The following is a 17271-nucleotide window of genomic DNA, read 5'->3' on the forward strand; positions in this document are numbered from 1 at the left end:
GGCATGATCATCGACGGCCATCAGCATTTTTGGGATCCGTCACGCGCCGACTATCCCTGGATGGACACTCCCGAACTCACGCCGATCCGCCGCGCCTTCGCACCCGCCGATCTCGCGCCGTTGCTGAAAGCGAACGGCGTCGATGCCAGCATCGTGGTGCAGTGCCGCTCGACGCTGGAGGAGACCGAGGAATTCTTGCGCATCGGGCATGAAAACCCCTTCGTTGTCGGTGTGGTCGGTTGGGTCGACCTGACCGACGCCTCCCTTGGCGACACGCTCGACCGGCTGCGCGCTTCGCCCGGCGGCGACAAGCTGGTTGGCATCCGCCATCAGGTCCATGACGAGGCCGACCCGGATTGGTTGCTGCGCGAGGACGTCCAGCGCGGCCTCACGTCCGTGTTCGCGCACGATATCGTCTACGATTTCCTTGTCCGCGCCCGCGAGCTGCCGGCGGCGATCGCAACCGCACAGGCCTTTCCGCAAGCGCGCTTCGTGCTCGACCACGCTGCAAAACCGCCGATCGCCGCTGGCGGAAGCGCCGAATGGGCCGATCGCATCGCGGCGCTCGCGGCCTGCGGCAATGTCTGGTGCAAGATCTCGGGCCTCGCGACGGAGGCGGTCTGGAACGACTGGAATGCGGAGCGGCTGTTGCCTTTCGTTGAGCACGCGGCGAATTGCTTCGGCGAGGACCGCCTGATCTTCGGCTCGGACTGGCCGGTATGTCTGCTTGCGGGAAGCTACGGCGAGATCAAGGATGCGTTGGAGGCGTGTCTGGCGAAGCTCGGGGCGCAGGTGCGTGACAAGGCGTTTGGTGTGAATGCGAAGGTCGCGTATCGGTTGCCGGCTGGTTGAGGTGACACACCGGCATTTCCGCATCTCATGGTCGGGCTTGTCCCGGCCATCCACGAACTTGGTCGCCAACTGCACGAAGAACGTGGATGCCCGGGACAAGCCCGGGCATGACGAGTTTGGGAATTCTAGGCGCTCCTCACGCGCCCGCGGGCACCTGATCCAGAAATCCGGTCACGCTCCTGATGCGGCCGTCCTTCAACACCGCGAAATCGGTGCCCTTGATCGGGCTGTCGACACCATCGGGACCGAGACCCCACGAAAACCGGACATGCTCGCCGTAGCCGTTGGGCTCGCCGATCAGCTTGAATTTGAAGTCGGGAAAGCGCTGTTGCACGCCTGCGATCAGCGCATCGACGGCGTCATGGCCCTCGCCCTTCATCAGGGGGTCGACATAGCTCGCATCCGCCGTCCAGTTCTCGCTGAGCAGTTCGCGGCGGCGGCCGGCTGCGCGTTCGTTCCAGAGATCGATATAGCGGCGGGCGATGGTGTTGGGGTCGGTCATGGTGTTCTCCTTCGATGGCGCCGTGTTCGGCAGTTCCAACTATCGAAGGTTCGTGCGCGCCGATCGATTACCTCGGACGTCATGCCCCAACAAAGAGCTGAAGCGCGACGATGTTCTCATCGCGCTTCAGCCGCATGCTAAACTTCGCGAAAAATTACTTCGCCGCCGTCACCATGATCTCGACGGTGTATTGCGCAGCAGCCAGCTTGGCTTCGACGGTGGCGCGGGCCGGGGTGTTGCCGGGCGAGACCCAGGCGTCCCACACCGCGTTCATCTCGCCGAAAGTTTTCATGTCGGTGATGTAGATCGTGGCCGAGAGCAGCTTCGACTTGTCGGTGCCGGCCTTGGCGAGATGGCCGTCGATGGTCGCCAGGATGTCCTGGGTCTGCTTCGTCACGCTTTCGCCGGCGGCCTTGCTGGCGACGACGCCGGCGAGATAGACGGTGTTGCCGTGCACGACGATCTGGCTCATGCGCGGGCCGGTTTCAAAACGCTGAATACTCATTGGGGGATCTCCTGCTGGAATGGCGGCCCTGTCTAGCCCAGCGCTCCGCACTCTGCCACCCCCGGCACGCATGCGACCCCCGGCACGCATGCGTTGCCCGGCACGCATGCGTTGCCGCCGATGCATGCGTCGTTCACGGAAACTGGCTGAAGAACGACCAGATTGTTTCGGCGGCGTCGATGTCGCCGTTCTGCGGCCCCAGCAGGCTGGTTGCGACCTTCGGGAAACGGGCATCCGGAGCGAAGCCGGGCATGCGGTGGCCGCCATGATTGATGCGATAGAGCACGACGTCGTGTCCCCTGGGACAGCGCGAGGAGACCCGCGTGACGGTGGACTGGTCCGCAGGCGCCCTGTCGGGCAGGTCCGTCGCGGCAGCGTCATCGGTCTCGCAGCCATTGAGATTGCGCCAGAAGACCAGCGTCTCGTCGGTCGACCAGAACCCGTCTGCGGCAAAATAGCTCGATCCGCGTCCACCTTCGTAGGGGACCAGCGGGTCGGCCGTGCCGTTGATGAGCAGCATCGGCAGCGGCCGCGATGGATGGCAGGTGACGGCGGCCTCATCGGTGAGATTCATGATCACGCTCGCGCTCGCCGCAAACAGATCGGCGCGCGCGCAAACCAGCGTCATCGCCATGGCGCCGCCATTGGAGATGCCGGTGACATAGACGCGGCCAGGATCGGCCGTGCCGTTTGCCACCAGCTTCTCGACGAGCTTTGCGATGAAAGCGACATCGTCGGTGCCTGCGGGTGGGCCGCGGAGCGCGGGTCCCGCCTTCGTCCTCGCATCAGCCCAGGCATGGTCGAGCCCGTCCGGAAAGACCACGGCAAAACCTTCGCGTTTTGCGACCTGTGGCCACGCCGTCCGCGCAGCCATGTCGGCGCCGCGCTGGGTCTTGCCATGCAGCACGACCACGAGCGGTGCCGGCTTTTTCGCCGGCAATTGCGCGGTGTAGGAACGCTTTGTGCCGTCGACGTCGATCGTATCGGCAGATGCGAACGAGCCGGCGGCCATTGCCGCAAGAAGCGCCCCGATCTGCATCCACCGCCGCATGATCTAGCCCGCCGCCTTTGCCGCGGCACGGCCTGCATTGCGGCCCGAGAACAGGCAGCCGCCCAGAAAAGTGCCTTCCAGCGAGCGATAGCCGTGCACCCCGCCGCCGCCGAAGCCGGCGGCTTCGCCGACCGCATAGAGGCCGGGAATGACGCTGCCCTCCGCGCCGAATACGCGCGAATCGAGGTCGGTCTCGAAGCCGCCCAGCGTCTTGCGGGTGAGAATGTTGAGCTTGACCGCGATCAGGGGCCCCTGCGCGGGATCGAGGATCCGGTGCGGCGAGGCGGTGCGGATCAGTTTGTCGCCGATATAGCGCCGCGCATTGTGGATGTTCATCACCTGCGCGTCCTTGACGTAGGGATTGGCGATCTCGCGGTCGCGCGCCTCGATCTGCATCTTGACGTGCTCGAGCTTGAGGAGATCGCTGGCGGCGAGCTTGTTCATGGCCGCAACGAGATCCTCGATCTTGTCGCGTACGATGAAGTCGACACCATGGCTTTTGAACGCCTCCACCGGCGCCGGCGCGCCCCTGTTGATGGCGCGGCGCAAAGTCATTCGCCAGCTCTTGCCGGTCAGATCGGGATTCTGCTCCGAGCCCGACAGCGCAAATTCCTTCTTGATAATGCTCTGGGTCAGGATGAACCAGGAATAATCATAGCCGGTGGACGTGATGTATTGGAGCTGGCCGAGCGTGTCGGAGCCGGGGAAGAGCGGCGCCGGCAGCCGCGTGCCTGATGCGTCGAACCACATCGAGGACGGACCGGGCAGGATGCGGATGCCGTGGCGCGGCCAGATTGGATTCCAGTTCTGGATGCCTTCGACATAGTGCCACATGCGGTCGCGATTGATCAGCCGCGCGCCTGATGTTTCCGTGATGCCGATCATGCGGCCGTCGACATGTTCGGGCACGCCCGAGATCATGAATTTCGGCGGCTCGCCAAGCCGCTTCGGCCAGTTCTGCCGCACCAGCTCGTGATTGCCGCCGATGCCGCCCGAGGCGACGATCACGGCCTGCGCCTTCAGTGCGAACTCGCCGACCACCTTGCGCGACGAGCTCTTGCCACGCTCGACTTGATCAGGCACGAGCACGGCGCCGCTGATGCCGTCCACCGCGCCATTGGTGATGGAGAGCGCATCGACGCGATGGCGGAACCTGAAGGTCAGCCGGCCGCTCTTCACGGCCTCGCGCGCGCGGCGCTCAAACGGCTCGACGATGCCGGGTCCGGTTCCCCAGGTGACGTGGAAGCGCGGCACCGAGTTGCCGTGGCCCATCGCGTCATAGCCGCCGCGCTCGGCCCAGCCGACAACCGGGAAGATGCGATGCCCCATCGCGCGCAGCCAGTCGCGCTTCTCGCCGGCCGCAAACGCCACATAGGCCTCGGCCCATTGCCGCGGCCAGAAGTCTTCGTCGCGGTCGAAGCCGGCCGTGCCGAGCCAGTCCTGCATGGCGAGGTCGAAGGAGTCCTTGATGCCCAGCCGGCGCTGCTCCGGCGAATCGACCAGGAACAATCCGCCGAACGACCAGAATGCCTGGCCGCCGAGCGATTGCTCACCCTCCTGGTCGACCACGATCACGCGCTTGCCGGCATCCGCGATCTCGGTTGCGGCAACCAGTCCAGATAGTCCTGCACCGACGACGATGACGTCTGTCTCTTCAGCCATAGGTTCGCCCCTGTAGTTGTCCGGGATTGAAGCCAGCGGTTGCAACTGAGATCAAGGGTGTGGCGCGCAAGACATCGTTAACTTGTTCCACGTTGGGATCAAGGCGGTTCGAGTGCAGCGCCGACGCAACACTGGATTTGAATTTGTTTTGAGCGAGCAGGCCTGCCTAGACAAAACCTCGGTTACGACGGACGCTAGCCGTGCATCACCACCTGACACGCAGATTCGAATTCGACTGGGCGGGGGAAAATGAAGTTTCTGATGGGGTTGCTTGCGGCGGTCCTCCTGATCGCGGGCATGGGGGCTTCTCACGCGGTGGTTCGGATAGCGGATGACCGTGGCGGCCGGATTGGAACCTACGTCGACAGATACCAGGACCTGCGGCAATCGGGCGAGACCGTTATCATCGACGGCCTCTGCGCCTCGGCCTGCACCATCGTCCTCGGCGCCATCCCGCACGACCGCATCTGTGTGACCTCGCACGCGACGCTCGGCTTCCATGCTGCCTGGGATTTCGGCACCAACGGCCGCGCCGTCACCAATTCCGAGGCGACCCGGATGCTCTATGCGATGTATCCGTCGCAGGTGAGGCGCTGGATCAACCAGCGCGGCGGCCTCACCCCGCACATGCTGTTCCTGAGGGGCAGGCAGCTCCAGGCCATGTACAAGCCCTGCTACCTCGACGCGCAGGCCTCGGCGATCAGGCCGTCGTCAAGGTAGCTGCATCTAACGCTAATCTTTCCGTATCGTCATGGCCGGGCTTGTCCCGGCCATCCACGTCTCGCCCCGCGGTACCAAGAACGTGGAGGCCCGGGCATGACCGTGAATCTCCGCACCAGGTGATCTGCATCCCGCCCATCATGCTTGCCGGGCTGCTGGCTAGCGCCTATTTAAAGGGCAGGGAAACCTTCACCCCGATCATTGTCATGGCTCAATCACTGCACCCGGCCCATCCGTTACAGGACAATTCGCCCACTGCCGGCCGGACGCCGACCGTGCTGCTGTTGGCTGGCGCGGGAATCGGCGGGCTCGTCGTGATCGGTGCGTTCGCGCTCTGGTTCCACTACGGCAGCCAAGTGTTCTTCGAAATGATCAGGACCGGCTTTGCCGCCTGCTTCTGACCTGCGACAGGAAGTTTTTCGCTCATGAGCTCCACCGCCCGTCCGCTGGTGATCGCGACCGCCTTCGCCGCAAGCCTCATTGTCGGGCTACTGGTCGTGTTCTGGGCCATGGGTGGGGTCAGCAAGGTGGCGCAGCCGGCCGCGATCGGAGGGCCGTTCACGCTCACCGACCAGCACGGCAAGGCCGTCACCGACAAGAACCTGAAGGGCAAGCCGACCCTGATCTTCTTCGGCTACACCCATTGCCCCGACGTCTGCCCGACCTCGCTGTTCGAGCTCTCGGAAGTGCTGCGCGCGATGGGCAAGGATGCCGATAAGGTCAATGCCGTCTTCATCTCGGTCGATCCCGAGCGCGATACGCCGGCGACGATGAAGGACTATCTGTCGAGCTTCGACCCGCACCTCGAAGGACTGAGTGGCGACCCCGCCGAGACGGCCAGGGTGATCACGTCCTACCGGGTCTATGCCAAGAAGGTCCCGACCAAGGACGGCGACTACACCATGGACCACACCGCGCTGATCTATCTGATGGACCGCGACGGGCGGTTCGTGTCGCCTTTCAACCTGAAGCGCACGCCCGAAGAGTCTGCGGCCGACTTGAAGCGATATCTCTGACCTAGCCGTCATGGCCGGGCTTGACCCGGCCACCCACGCCTTAGCACGCGAGACGGAGAACGTGGACGCTCGTGGGACAAGCCCGGGCATGACGATCGTATAGCCTTCACTCTGGCCACAATCCGCGCTCGCGTTCCCGGGCGGATGGTCTATAAGGCCCTCCGATCCCAATGAAATCCGTTCATCTCCCACCGATGGCCCCGTCGCGACAGGTAAAATCGCCGAAAACCATGCGCCGTGTCCTGTTTGGGCTGGCGGTTGCCGTCGGCTTGTTCGCCGGCCTGCCCTGCGCGCAGGCGCAGGTCCCGGCCAAGCAGACCCCTGCGGCGCCCCAGGCGGCCCCGCAGGCCGTGCCCGGCTTCTGGGACCCGCGGCGGCGGCCGGAGCGGCCGGACCTGTCGCGCCTGACCGTGGTCCGCTTTCTGACCGAGACCGACTATCCGCCGTTCAACTACACCGGCGCCGACGGCAATCCGGCCGGCTTCAACGTCGATCTCGCCCGCGCGCTGTGCGAGGAGATCAAGATCACCTGCACGGTGCAGATGCGCCGCTTCGAGACGCTGGTCGATGCGCTCAGCTCGAACCGGGGCGATGCCATCATCGCCTCGATGGCGGTGAGTCCGCAGCTCCGCGCCCGCGCCGATTTCACCGATCCCTATTATCGCGTGCCGGCGCGCTTTGCCTCGCGCAAGGACGCGGTGATGCCGGAGATCCGCCCCGAATATCTCGAGGGCAAGAAGGTCGGCGTCATCGCCGGCTCCGCGCATGAGGCCTATCTCAAGGCGATGTTCACCGACGCCGAGCTGCATCCCTATCCCAACGACGACGCGATGCGCGCCGGTCTGCGCAAAGGCGAGGTCGATTTCATCTTCGGCGACGCCATCTCGCTCGCATTCTGGATCAACGGCACGGATTCCGGCGATTGCTGCGCCTTCTCCGGCGGCCCCTTCGTCGAGAGCCGCTTCTTCGGCGAGGGCATTGGCATCGCCGTGCGCAAGGGCAATGACGTGCTGCGCCAGGCCCTGAATTGGGCCCTGTTTCGGGTCTGGGAAAAAGGCCGCTACACCGATCTGTGGCTGCGGTATTTTTCGGTGAGCCCGTTTTAGCTTCTTCACCTCTCCCCGCGTGCGGGGAGAGGCCGGATTGCATCGAAGATGCCATCCGGGTGAGGGGGATTCTCCGCGAGTCCAACTCTCACCGTGATTGCGGAAGCAGCCCCTCACCCCAACCCTCTCCCCGTAAGAACGGGGCGAGGGGGTAGGCGCGGCTACAGCTGCACGAACTTTTGCATTCTGCCCGGAAATCGCTATTTTCCGCGGCCCGGAGGCCCTGATGTCCGTTATCGATCTTGCCGTGAACCCGAGCGACCTGCGTGCGCTCGCCGAACAATCCAACGCCTGGCCGTTCGAGCAGGCGAAGGCCATTGTCGCGCGACTGAAAAAGAGCCCGAAGGACGAGGTGCTGTTCGAGACCGGCTACGGTCCGTCGGGCCTGCCGCATATCGGCACCTTCGGCGAGGTCGCACGCACTTCGATGGTGCGGCATGCCTTTCGCGTGCTGACCGAGGACAAGATCAAGACGCGCCTGCTCGCCTTCTCCGACGATATGGACGGGTTTCGGAAAGTGCCCGACAACGTCCCCAACAAGGCGATGCTGGCCGCGCATCTCGGCAAGCCGCTGACGCGCGTGCCGGATCCGTTCTCCAACGAGTACCCGTCGTTCGGGCACCACAACAATGCGCGCCTGCGCGCCTTCCTCGATCATTTCGGCTTCGACTACGAATTCGCGAGCTCGACGGAATATTATACGTCCGGCCGTTTCGACGCGACGCTGCTCAAGATGCTCGCCGCCTACGACAAGGTCATGGCGATCATCCTGCCGACGCTGGGGCCCGATCGTCGCGCGACCTATTCGCCGTTCCTTCCCATCAGCAAGACCAGCGGTGTCGTGCTCCAGGTGCCGATGATCCGCCGCGACGTCGCGGCCGGCACGGTGACCTATGTCGATCCCGACAGCGGCGAGGAGGTCGAGACGCCGGTGACCGGCGGCAACGTCAAGTGCCAGTGGAAGGCCGACTGGGCGATGCGCTGGGTCGCGCTCGGTGTCGACTACGAGATGGCTGGCAAGGACCTCATCGATTCCGTGAAGCTCTCCGGTGCGATCGCGAGGGCGCTCGGCGCCACGCCGCCGGAAGGCTTCAATTACGAGCTCTTCCTCGATGAGAAGGGCCAGAAAATATCGAAGTCGAAGGGCAACGGCCTCACCATCGACGAATGGCTGCGCTACGCTTCGCCGGAATCGCTGTCGCTGTTCATGTATCGCGAGCCGAAGGCGGCGAAGCGGCTGTATTTCGACGTCATCCCCCGCAATGTCGACGACTATCAGCAATTCATCGACGGTTTTGCCAAGCAGGATGGCAGACAGCAGCTCGGCAATCCGGTCTGGCACGTCCACGGCGGCCATCCGCCGAAGGGCGACATGCCCGTCACGTTCCAGCTGCTGTTGACGCTGGTGTCGTCGTCGAACGCCGAGAATGCCGAGACGCTGTGGGGCTTCATCGGCCGCTATCGTCCCGGCGTGAGCCCGCAGACGCATCCGAAGCTGGATGCGATGGTCGGCTATGCCATCAACTATTATCGCGACTTCGTGGCGCCGACGAAGACGTTCCGCGTGCCGACGGAGACCGAGCGCGCCGCGCTCCAGGATCTGCGCGAAGCGCTCTCGCAGCTTCCGCAGGAGGCGTCAGCCGAGGACATCCAGAACGTCGTCTACGAAATCGGCCGCCGCGAGCCGTTCCTCGACCAGGTCAAGAAGGGCAAGGACGGCCGTCCCGGCGTCACGCTCGACTGGTTCAACATGCTCTACCAAGTGCTGCTCGGCCAGGAGAAGGGCCCGCGTTTCGGGTCATTTGTCGCGGTGTACGGCATCCAGAACGCCGTCAACATGATCGACGGCGCGCTGGCGCGGAGCGCGTAGCCATACTCTCACCGTCATCGTCCGCCTTGTGCGCAATTGCGCACAGGGGCGGCCGATCCAGTATTCCAGAGGCGGTGGTGATTGAAAATCGAAGCGGCGCGGCGTACTGGATTCCCTGCTTTCGTGCGGAATGACAGTGGAGCAAGCTCATTGGCTCGCCCACACGATCCGCGCGATCCACGCCGCCTCGCTCGCCGCCATCGTCCGCTCGGCGTGGGACGTATCGAGCGGCCGCAAGTCCAGCGCCCTGGCCGTGCGGCGCTTCAGCGTCGCGACGATCACCTCACCCGACTTGCTACTCACCACCACGCGATCGCCTTTGCGGATCGGCGCGCCGGGTGAGACCAGGATGATGTCGCCGTCGCGATAGGCCGGGGTAAGCGCATCTCCGGAAATCTGAAGCGCAAAAGTGCGACTGCCCTCGGCGGCGGGAAGCGCAAGCTCGGTCCAGCCCTTGCCGGATGGAAAGCCGGACTCGTCGAAAGCGCCGCTCGCGCCGGCCAGCGCGAGGCCGAGTAGCGGCACCGAGCGGCCGTCGCCGCCGTCGTCAGCGATCAACCCGGCAAAGGTGTCCATCGAGGCGCCGGCCGCCGCCAGCGCTTTCGCGATCGATTCGGTGGATGGCCAGCGCTCGCGGCCGTCGGGGGTGACACGCTTGGACTTGTTGAAGGTGGTGGGATCGAGCCCGGCGCGCTTGGCGAGGCCAGACGGCGACAAGCCGGCACGCGCCGCCAGCCGATCCAGCGCGCCCCAGATCTGGTCGTGAGTCAGCATCCTCTGCGCTTTGGCCTGCCTGACCATGGAAGGTCCAGCCCGTCGCAACTCAGGAAAACAGTCCTCAAATCAACCGGTTTTCCGTTTTTCGCGCAAGGGGTGACGACGGGAGCGTTTTCAAGCGGAGTGGATCCCGGTTCGCGTAAGGAAAACGCGTCAAAACAAGAATTTGGAGCCCGTTCCGATTTCATCGGAACGGAAATGGCTCTAAGTCTTGAGTTCGGGAGGGACGGCCGTTACGGTCGCGCCCGGGTTTCAGGGACCCGCACGAGACGAAAAAACCCAAAAGACTCAAAGAGCAAACAGGGCTGCGGAAGCGGTGGTCAAGATCTATAAAATCTGTCCGGCCTCGGCCTGGCGCGAGGCGGAACGGCAGGGTGTCTACCGGGGCAGCGCGGACGATTCGCGTGATGGTTTCATCCATTTCTCGACCGCGCCCCAGGTTCCCGAGACCTTGCGCAAGCATTATCTCGGGCAGCGTGCGCTGTTCCTGGTTGAGGTCGACGGCGACGCGCTCGGCAGCGAATTGCGTTGGGAGCGCTCGCGCAATGACGAGCTGTTTCCGCATCTCTATGGCGAGCTCGATCTTGGCGCGGTGCTGTCGGTGATGAACCTCAACGTGCGGTCCGATGGCGGGCACGACGTTCCGGAGCTTATGCCGTGATCCGCGCGTTTGATGCACTTTCGCTGCCGGTGCTGCGCTGGCTCGATCCGGAGGATGCGCATCGCCTCGCGATCCAGGGCCTGCGCTTCCTGCCGCCGGGCAAGCCACGGCCTGACGATCCCAAGCTCGCGGTGCGAGCCTTCGGCCTCAACTTTCCCAATCCGATCGGTCTGGCCGCGGGCTTCGACAAGAGCGCGGAGGTGCCGGACGCGCTGCTGCGGCTTGGCTTCGGCTTCGTCGAGATCGGCTCGGTGACGCCGAAATCTCAGAGCGGCAATCCGCGGCCGCGGTTATTTCGGCTCGAGCGCGACGAGGCCGTGATCAACCGCATGGGCTTCAACAATGACGGCGCGGAGGTTGCACTTCGGCGGCTCGCCGCGCGCGCGCAGCATGGCGGCATCGTCGGGGTCAATGTCGGCGCCAACAAGGATTCGCCGGACCGCGTCGCCGATTACGTCAAGCTGATCGAGGCTTTCGCGCCGGTGGCGAGCTATTTCACGGTCAACGTCTCCTCGCCCAATACGCCCGGCCTGCGCAACCTCCAGGAGGGGGCGCTGCTCGATGACCTCCTGGCAAACGTGATTGATGCGCGCGAGCGGGTGCGCCACAAGGCCGGCGACACGCCGGTGCTGCTGAAGATCGCGCCGGATCTGAGTCTCGCCCAGCTCGACGACGTCGTGCAGGTCGCGCGCTCGCGCCGGGTCGACGGCATGATCGTCTCGAACACGACGATCACGCGGCCGAGCACACTGCGCGAGGAAATGCGGGCCAAGGAGCAGGGCGGCCTGTCCGGCCGGCCGCTGTTTCGCCTGTCGACGCGCATGGTCGCGGAGACCTATGTGCGCGTCGAGGGGGCGTTCCCCTTGATCGGCGTTGGCGGCGTGGACTCCGGCGGCGCCGCGCTGACGAAGATCCGTGCCGGCGCGAGCCTGATCCAGCTCTATTCGTCGCTGGTCTACAAGGGCCTCGGACTCGTCGACGAGATCAAGCGTGACCTCACCTCGACACTGCTCCGCACGGGACGGGATTCGCTGTCCGAGATCGTCGGCGCCGACGCCGCCACGCTGACAGCGGAAGACTGGCCGGGGATGTAACGCGATCTCGTAGCCCGGATGGAGCGCAAGCGTAATCCGGGATCTCGCGCTTCGATGAGACTGTCCCGGATTGCGCTTGCGCTCCATCCGGGCTACGGGCGCGTCGAGCGACGCCCGCACCACCTCAAATCTTCTGATTGTACGCGCCGACTTCGGGATGCGTGCGCAGCACGCTGTCCACCATCTCGAACATGTCGCGCATGCGCTGCTCGGAGACCGGGCTCTCGACCACGACGACGAGCTCGGGCTTGTTGGAGGAGGCGCGCACCAGGCCCCAGCTGCCGTCCTCGACCGTGACGCGGACGCCGTTGACGGTGACGAGATCGCGGATCGCCTGCCCGCCGATCTTCGCGCCCTTGGCCTGCAAGCCTTCAAAGTGCTTCACCACGGCGTCGATGACGCCGTATTTGGTCTCGTCGGCGCAATGCGGCGACATGGTCGGCGACGACCAGGTCTTCGGCAGCGCGTCCTTCAGATCGGCCATCGACTTGCCCGGCGCGCGGTCGAGCATGTCGCAAATCGCAATCGCGGAGACCAGCCCGTCGTCATAGCCGCGCCCGAACGGCTTGTTGAAAAAGAAATGGCCCGACTTCTCGAAGCCGGCGAGCGCACCCATCTCGTTGGTGCGGCGCTTCATGTAGGAATGGCCGGTCTTCCAATAGGCGACCTTGGCGCCCTGCTTCCGAAGCACCGGATCGGTGACGAACAGTCCGGTCGACTTCACGTCGACCACGAACTGCGCATCCTTGTGGATCGCCGACATGTCGCGCGCCAGCATCACGCCGACCTTGTCCGCAAAGATCTCCTCGCCGGTGTTGTCGACGACGCCGCAGCGGTCGCCGTCGCCGTCGAAGCCGAGGCCGACATCGGCCTTGTGCTGCAGCACCGCGTCGCGGATCGCGTGCAGCATCTCCATGTCTTCCGGGTTCGGATTGTATTTCGGGAAGGTGTAGTCGAGCTCGGTGTCGAGCGGGATCACCTCGCAGCCGATCGCCTCCAGCACTTGCGGCGCGAACGCGCCGGCGGTGCCGTTGCCGCAGGCGGCGACGACCTTGAGCTTGCGCTTGAGCTTCGGGCGGCTGGTGAGATCGGCGATGTAGCGCGCCGGATAATTCTCGTGGAATTGGTAGGAGCCGCCGGCCTTGTTCTTGAACTCGGCATTGAGCACGATCTCCTTCAGCCGCGTCATCTCGTCGGGGCCGAAGGTCAGCGGACGGTTGGCGCCCATCTTCACGCCGGTCCAGCCATTGTCGTTGTGCGAGGCCGTGACCATGGCGCAGCAGGGCACGTCGAGATCGAACTGCGCGAAGTAGGCCATCGGCGTCACCGCAAGCCCGATGTCGTGCACCTTGCAGCCTGCTGCCATCAGGCCGGAGATCAACGCGTATTTGATCGAAGCCGAATAGCCGCGGAAATCATGGCCGGTGACGATCTCCTGCTTGACGCCGAGTTCTGCGATCAGTGCGCCCAGCCCCATGCCGAGCGCCTGTATCCCCATCAGGTTGATTTCCTTTTGGAACAACCAGCGCGCGTCGTATTCGCGAAAGCCGGTGGGCTTCACCATCGGCTCGGATTCGAAGGCGTAGGTGTTGGGCAACAATACGGATTTCGGCTTGGGAAACATTGAGACGATCTCGCAAAAAGGGCAGGAATTGATGCAGCCTTAGCGAATGCCGGGCCGCAGCGGAAGGCGGGATTGGCAGCTTATGGATCATAATTGCGGCAGTTTGGTAACGGGGAAAATCTGACTGCGAGAGCGGTCGAAACAGAGGCGTCTTTTGAAATATACGGTCGCAGGAGCCTTTGGGTGACCCTTACTGCTCCAGCACCATCTGGCCGTTGGCGTACTCAAAGCGCTTCAGGCGGGAGAGGAAGGAGAGGCCGAGCAGGTTCTCGGACAGCGCCTCGTCCGGCAGCACCATGGCATCGACGTCGCGCACGATGAGGCCGCCGACCTCGAGCATGGCGATGCGGGTTCGCGCGGCCTTGATGATGCCGTTGGCGGTCGAGACGGTGGCGTTGTACTCGACGCGCGAGGGACGCAGGCCGAAGCGGGCGGCCGAGGTTTCGTTCAGCGCAACCACGGAGGCGCCGGTGTCGACCATGAAGCCGATGCGTTGGCCCTCGATCCGGCCTTCGGTCTGGAAGTGGCCCCGGCCGTCGCGGGAAATGTTGAGGCTGCGGCCGCCGGCCGGCGGCGTCGTCGCAACCGCGACCGTCATGCGCGGCGCCGACGTGGCCGAGGCGGAGCTCATCTTGTCCGCCATCTGCGCCATGAACGTGCCGAGCCCGATCATGATGGCCGCGAAGATCACTATGTTACGCATCACACCACTCGGAGCCCGAAAGCTCGATTTCACCACGCGACGGGCCTGTCCGCGAGCGAAGCTGCGGGCCGAACCGCGCCATTTTGCCCAAAAGGATGAGCGAACGGTTAATGCGCCTTCGTGCACCCTCACGTGCCGCGCGGTTTCACCCGCCGGGTCGGCAGCGCATTCGCCGGGTCTTCCGGCCAGGGATGGCGTGGGTAGCGGCCGCGGAGATCGGAGCGCACCGCACTGTAACTGCCGCGCCAAAAGCCGGGGAGATCGCGCGTCACCTGCACCGGGCGCTGCGCCGGAGACAGCAGCTCCAGCACCAGCGGCACTTTGCCGGCGGCGATCGACGGGTGGCTGTTGAGGCCGAACAATTCCTGGAGCCGCACCGCGATGGTCGGTCCCTGCTCGGCTTCATAATCGATCGCGAGCATGGTGCCGGTCGGCGCTTCGAAATGCGTCGGCGCTTCGCGCTCGAGCCGGGCGCGCATCTCCCACGGCAACAGCGTCATGACCGCATCGGAGAGATCGCCGGCGGAGATATCCTTGAGCGCGATCTTGTCGTAGAGCGCCGGCACCAGCCAATCGTCGCGCCGCGCGGTCAGCCCGTCGTCCGACAAATCGGGCCAGCCTTCGCCCTCGGCCTTGCGCAAAAACATCACCCGGTCGCGCCATTGCCTGGCCGCTTTCGACCAGGGCAACCGGTCGAGGCCCACGGCGATCAGGCCATCGGCGAAGATGCGCGCGGTCTCCTCCGAGGGCGACAGCGGGAGCGTGGCTTCGGACAGGGTGATCGCATGCAGCGCGCGCTTGCGCCGCGCGCGCAGCGCCATTGCACCGCGATCGAACGATACCTCGTCGACGGTTTCGATGTGCTCGGCGAAATGCCGCTCGATGTCGTCCTCGCTGATCGGCGCTGCCAGCAGAATGCGGCCGCTTGCCGCCGTCCCTGTCATCTCACCGATCGCAATATAGGGCGCACGGGCAAGCGACGAGGTCTGCTCCACCGCGGCGCCGCGGCCGTTGGCGAGCACGAAGATGCCATTGCCGCGATTGCGCGCGACGCGGTCCGGGAAGGCATACGCGAGCATCAGGCCGGTGGAGAGATCACGCTCCTCGGGCTTTGCCTTCTCCGATGCCGCCACCTGCGAGGCCCAGCGCCGCGCGAGGTCGCGCGCGCTCGCGGCACGCGGGGAACGGTCGCGGCGGAACTGATCGCGCCGGTGCTCGAGATCGACGCTGTCGCCGCCGAGCCCACGCTCGGTGATGATCGCCGCGATCTCGGCGGCGGCTTCGCCCTCGCCAGCACGATGCGAATCCACGATCATGCGCGCCAGCCGTGGCGGCAGCGCCAGCGCACGCAGGCTCTTGCCCTCCGCGGTGATACGGCCGTCACCGTCGAGCGCGTTGAGTTCGGTAAGCAGGCTCTTGGCTTCCTTCCAGGCCGGCGCGGGCGGCGGATCGAGGAATGACAGCGTTGAAGGGTCGGCGACGCCCCATTGCGCGAGGTCGAGCACCAGCGAGGACAGGTCAGCACTGAGGATTTCCGGCTGGGTGTACGGCGCAAGCGAGGCCGTCTGCGGCTCGTCCCAGAGCCGGTAACAAACGCCGGGCCCGGTGCGGCCGGCGCGTCCGCGGCGCTGGTCCACCGCCGCACGCGCAGCGCGCACGGTCTCGAGCCGCGTCAGGCCGATGTCGGGTTCATAGCGCGGCACGCGGGCGAAACCGGAATCGACGACGATGCGCACCCCTTCGATCGTGAGCGAGGTCTCCGCGATCGAGGTCGCCAGCACCACCTTGCGCGTGCCCTTCGGCGCAGGCGCGATGGCGCGATCCTGCACGGCGGCATCGAGCGCGCCGAACAGCGGCACGATCTCGATAGAGGCATCCTGGACGCGCTCGCTGAGGAAATTCTGGGTACGGCGGATTTCGGCGGCACCCGGCAGGAACGCCAGCACCGAGCCGCTATCGGCGCGAAGGGCAGACGCGATCGCGTCGGCCATCTGCCGCTCCACCGGCGCATCCGCCTTGCGGCCGAGATAGCGCGTCTCGACCGGAAAGGCGCGGCCCTCGCTTTCGACGACGGGCGCTTCCCCGAGCAGTCTTGCCACGCGCGCGCCGTCGAGCGTTGCCGACATCACGAGGATGCGCAGATCCTCGCGCAAGCCGGTTTGCGCGTCGCGCGCCAGCGCGAGGCCCATGTCGGCATCGAGCGAGCGCTCGTGGAATTCGTCGAACAGGATGGCCGCAATGCCGGAGAGCTCGGGATCGTCGAGGATCTGGCGGGTGAAGATGCCCTCGGTCACGACCTCGATGCGCGTCGCGCGCGAGATCTTCGAGCCGAAGCGGACGCGATAGCCGACGGTTTCGCCGGTGCGCTCGCCGAGCGATTTGGCCATGCGGTCGGCGCTGGCCCGCGCCGCGATGCGCCGCGGCTCCAGTACGATGATCTTCTTGCCCTTGGCCCAGGGCGCGTCGAGCAGCGCCAGCGGCACCCGCGTGGTCTTGCCGGCGCCGGGCGGCGCCACCAGCACGGCCGCATTGTGCGCCTCCAGCGTGCGCGAGAGGTCGTCGAGCACGGCATCGATCGGAAGGGGCGTGTCGAAGCTGCGGGGCAAGTATCTCGGTCCCGTCATCACCCGCGAAGGCGGGTGATCCAGTAAAGTCAGGTCCCAATCATCACGAAGATCGGGGTTGCTGGATACCCCGCCTTCGCGGGGTATGACAATCGTATGTCGCTATCAGCCCTGCACCGGCGGCCGCCCGACGCTCTCATAGGTGAAGCCGGCCGCGGCCATGTCTTCGGGGTGGTAGATGTTGCGGAGATCCACGACGACAGGCTGGGCCATGGCCGCCTTCAACCGGGTGAGATCGAGCGCGCGGAACTGCACCCATTCGGTGACGATGACGATCGCATCGGCGCCTTGCGCGCAGGAATAGGCGTCCTCGCAATAGGTGATGCTGGGCAGCTCGCCCTTGGCCTGGTCCATGCCGACGGGATCGAAAGCCTTGACCTTTGCGCCCATGTCGATCAGGCCGGTAACGAGCGGGATCGACGGCGCATCGCGCATGTCGTCGGTGTCGGGCTTGAAGGTGAGGCCGAGCACGGCGATGGTCTTGCCGCGCAGCGAGCCGCCGAG

General features: G+C 65.2%; 17 protein-coding genes. 8 read left to right on the top strand and 9 right to left on the bottom strand.

The window, feature by feature from the left end:
• The first annotated feature begins 3 nt into the window (after positions 1-3).
• Entirely contained in the window at positions 4-852 is an 849-nt protein-coding gene (locus IVA80_RS32850; protein WP_247439126.1) for an amidohydrolase family protein, read from the top strand.
• A gap of 136 nt (positions 853-988) precedes the next feature.
• Here the strand turns inward: IVA80_RS32850 and IVA80_RS32855 are convergent, their stop codons facing one another.
• From IVA80_RS32855 to IVA80_RS32870, 4 genes are all read right to left on the bottom strand, one after another.
• A complete protein-coding gene (locus IVA80_RS32855; RefSeq protein WP_247439128.1) occupies positions 989-1354 on the bottom strand; it encodes a nuclear transport factor 2 family protein in 366 nt (121 codons plus the stop codon).
• 154 nt (positions 1355-1508) lie between these two features.
• On the bottom strand, positions 1509-1859 hold the full coding sequence (locus tag IVA80_RS32860; RefSeq protein ID WP_247439130.1) for a RidA family protein: 351 nt from the start codon (positions 1857-1859) through the stop codon (positions 1509-1511).
• Between the two features lie 133 nt (positions 1860-1992).
• A complete protein-coding gene (locus IVA80_RS32865) occupies positions 1993-2910 on the bottom strand; it encodes a PHB depolymerase family esterase (protein ID WP_247439132.1) in 918 nt (305 codons plus the stop codon).
• A gap of 3 nt (positions 2911-2913) precedes the next feature.
• Positions 2914-4572 (bottom strand): FAD-binding dehydrogenase, encoded by a 1659-nt coding sequence (locus tag IVA80_RS32870; protein WP_247439134.1) that lies wholly within the window; start codon positions 4570-4572, stop codon positions 2914-2916.
• 249 nt (positions 4573-4821) lie between these two features.
• On the opposite strand from IVA80_RS32870, the gene IVA80_RS32875 reads away from it, so the two are divergent.
• From IVA80_RS32875 to IVA80_RS32895, 5 genes are all read left to right on the top strand, one after another.
• On the top strand, positions 4822-5292 hold the full coding sequence (locus IVA80_RS32875; RefSeq protein WP_247439136.1) for a hypothetical protein: 471 nt from the start codon (positions 4822-4824) through the stop codon (positions 5290-5292).
• A 206-nt stretch (positions 5293-5498) separates the two neighbouring features.
• Positions 5499-5693, top strand: coding sequence for a hypothetical protein (locus IVA80_RS32880; RefSeq protein ID WP_346348053.1), 195 nt, complete (start codon positions 5499-5501; stop codon positions 5691-5693).
• A gap of 24 nt (positions 5694-5717) precedes the next feature.
• Positions 5718-6308 (top strand): SCO family protein, encoded by a 591-nt coding sequence (locus tag IVA80_RS32885; RefSeq protein WP_247439140.1) that lies wholly within the window; start codon positions 5718-5720, stop codon positions 6306-6308.
• Between the two features lie 194 nt (positions 6309-6502).
• A complete protein-coding gene (locus IVA80_RS32890) occupies positions 6503-7414 on the top strand; it encodes a transporter substrate-binding domain-containing protein (RefSeq protein WP_247439141.1) in 912 nt (303 codons plus the stop codon).
• A 226-nt stretch (positions 7415-7640) separates the two neighbouring features.
• Positions 7641-9284 (top strand): lysine--tRNA ligase, encoded by a 1644-nt coding sequence (locus IVA80_RS32895; RefSeq protein WP_247439142.1) that lies wholly within the window; start codon positions 7641-7643, stop codon positions 9282-9284.
• 147 nt (positions 9285-9431) lie between these two features.
• Here IVA80_RS32895 and IVA80_RS32900 read toward each other — a convergent pair whose 3' ends face one another.
• The gene (locus IVA80_RS32900) at positions 9432-10085 is read right to left on the bottom strand and encodes a helix-turn-helix transcriptional regulator (protein WP_247439143.1); all 654 of its coding nucleotides are present in this window, start codon (positions 10083-10085) and stop codon (positions 9432-9434) included.
• Between the two features lie 292 nt (positions 10086-10377).
• Between IVA80_RS32900 and IVA80_RS32905 the strand changes: the two genes are divergently transcribed.
• On the top strand, positions 10378-10722 hold the full coding sequence (locus IVA80_RS32905) for a DUF952 domain-containing protein (RefSeq protein WP_247439144.1): 345 nt from the start codon (positions 10378-10380) through the stop codon (positions 10720-10722).
• Complete coding sequence (locus IVA80_RS32910; protein ID WP_247439146.1) at positions 10719-11816, top strand: quinone-dependent dihydroorotate dehydrogenase; 1098 nt, start codon at positions 10719-10721, stop codon at positions 11814-11816. The genes IVA80_RS32905 and IVA80_RS32910 overlap by 4 nt, the downstream gene beginning before the upstream one ends.
• Before the next feature lie 124 nt (positions 11817-11940).
• On the opposite strand, the gene IVA80_RS32915 is transcribed toward IVA80_RS32910, so the two are convergent.
• The 4 genes from IVA80_RS32915 to IVA80_RS32930 form a co-directional block, all read right to left on the bottom strand.
• Positions 11941-13440, bottom strand: a complete 1500-nt coding sequence (locus IVA80_RS32915; protein ID WP_247439148.1) for a phosphomannomutase/phosphoglucomutase — start codon at positions 13438-13440, stop codon at positions 11941-11943.
• Between the two features lie 190 nt (positions 13441-13630).
• Positions 13631-14143, bottom strand: coding sequence for a TIGR02281 family clan AA aspartic protease (locus tag IVA80_RS32920; RefSeq protein ID WP_247439151.1), 513 nt, complete (start codon positions 14141-14143; stop codon positions 13631-13633).
• Between the two features lie 128 nt (positions 14144-14271).
• Positions 14272-16749 (bottom strand): ATP-dependent helicase HrpB, encoded by a 2478-nt coding sequence (gene hrpB / locus IVA80_RS32925; RefSeq protein ID WP_247439152.1) that lies wholly within the window; start codon positions 16747-16749, stop codon positions 14272-14274.
• Between the two features lie 123 nt (positions 16750-16872).
• The coding region (locus tag IVA80_RS32930) for a UDP binding domain-containing protein (RefSeq protein ID WP_276008026.1) at positions 16873-17271 on the bottom strand (399 nt) is incomplete at its 5' end.

Source organism: Bradyrhizobium sp. 139 (assembly GCF_023074175.1).
In the GTDB taxonomy this organism is placed as follows: domain Bacteria; phylum Pseudomonadota; class Alphaproteobacteria; order Rhizobiales; family Xanthobacteraceae; genus Bradyrhizobium.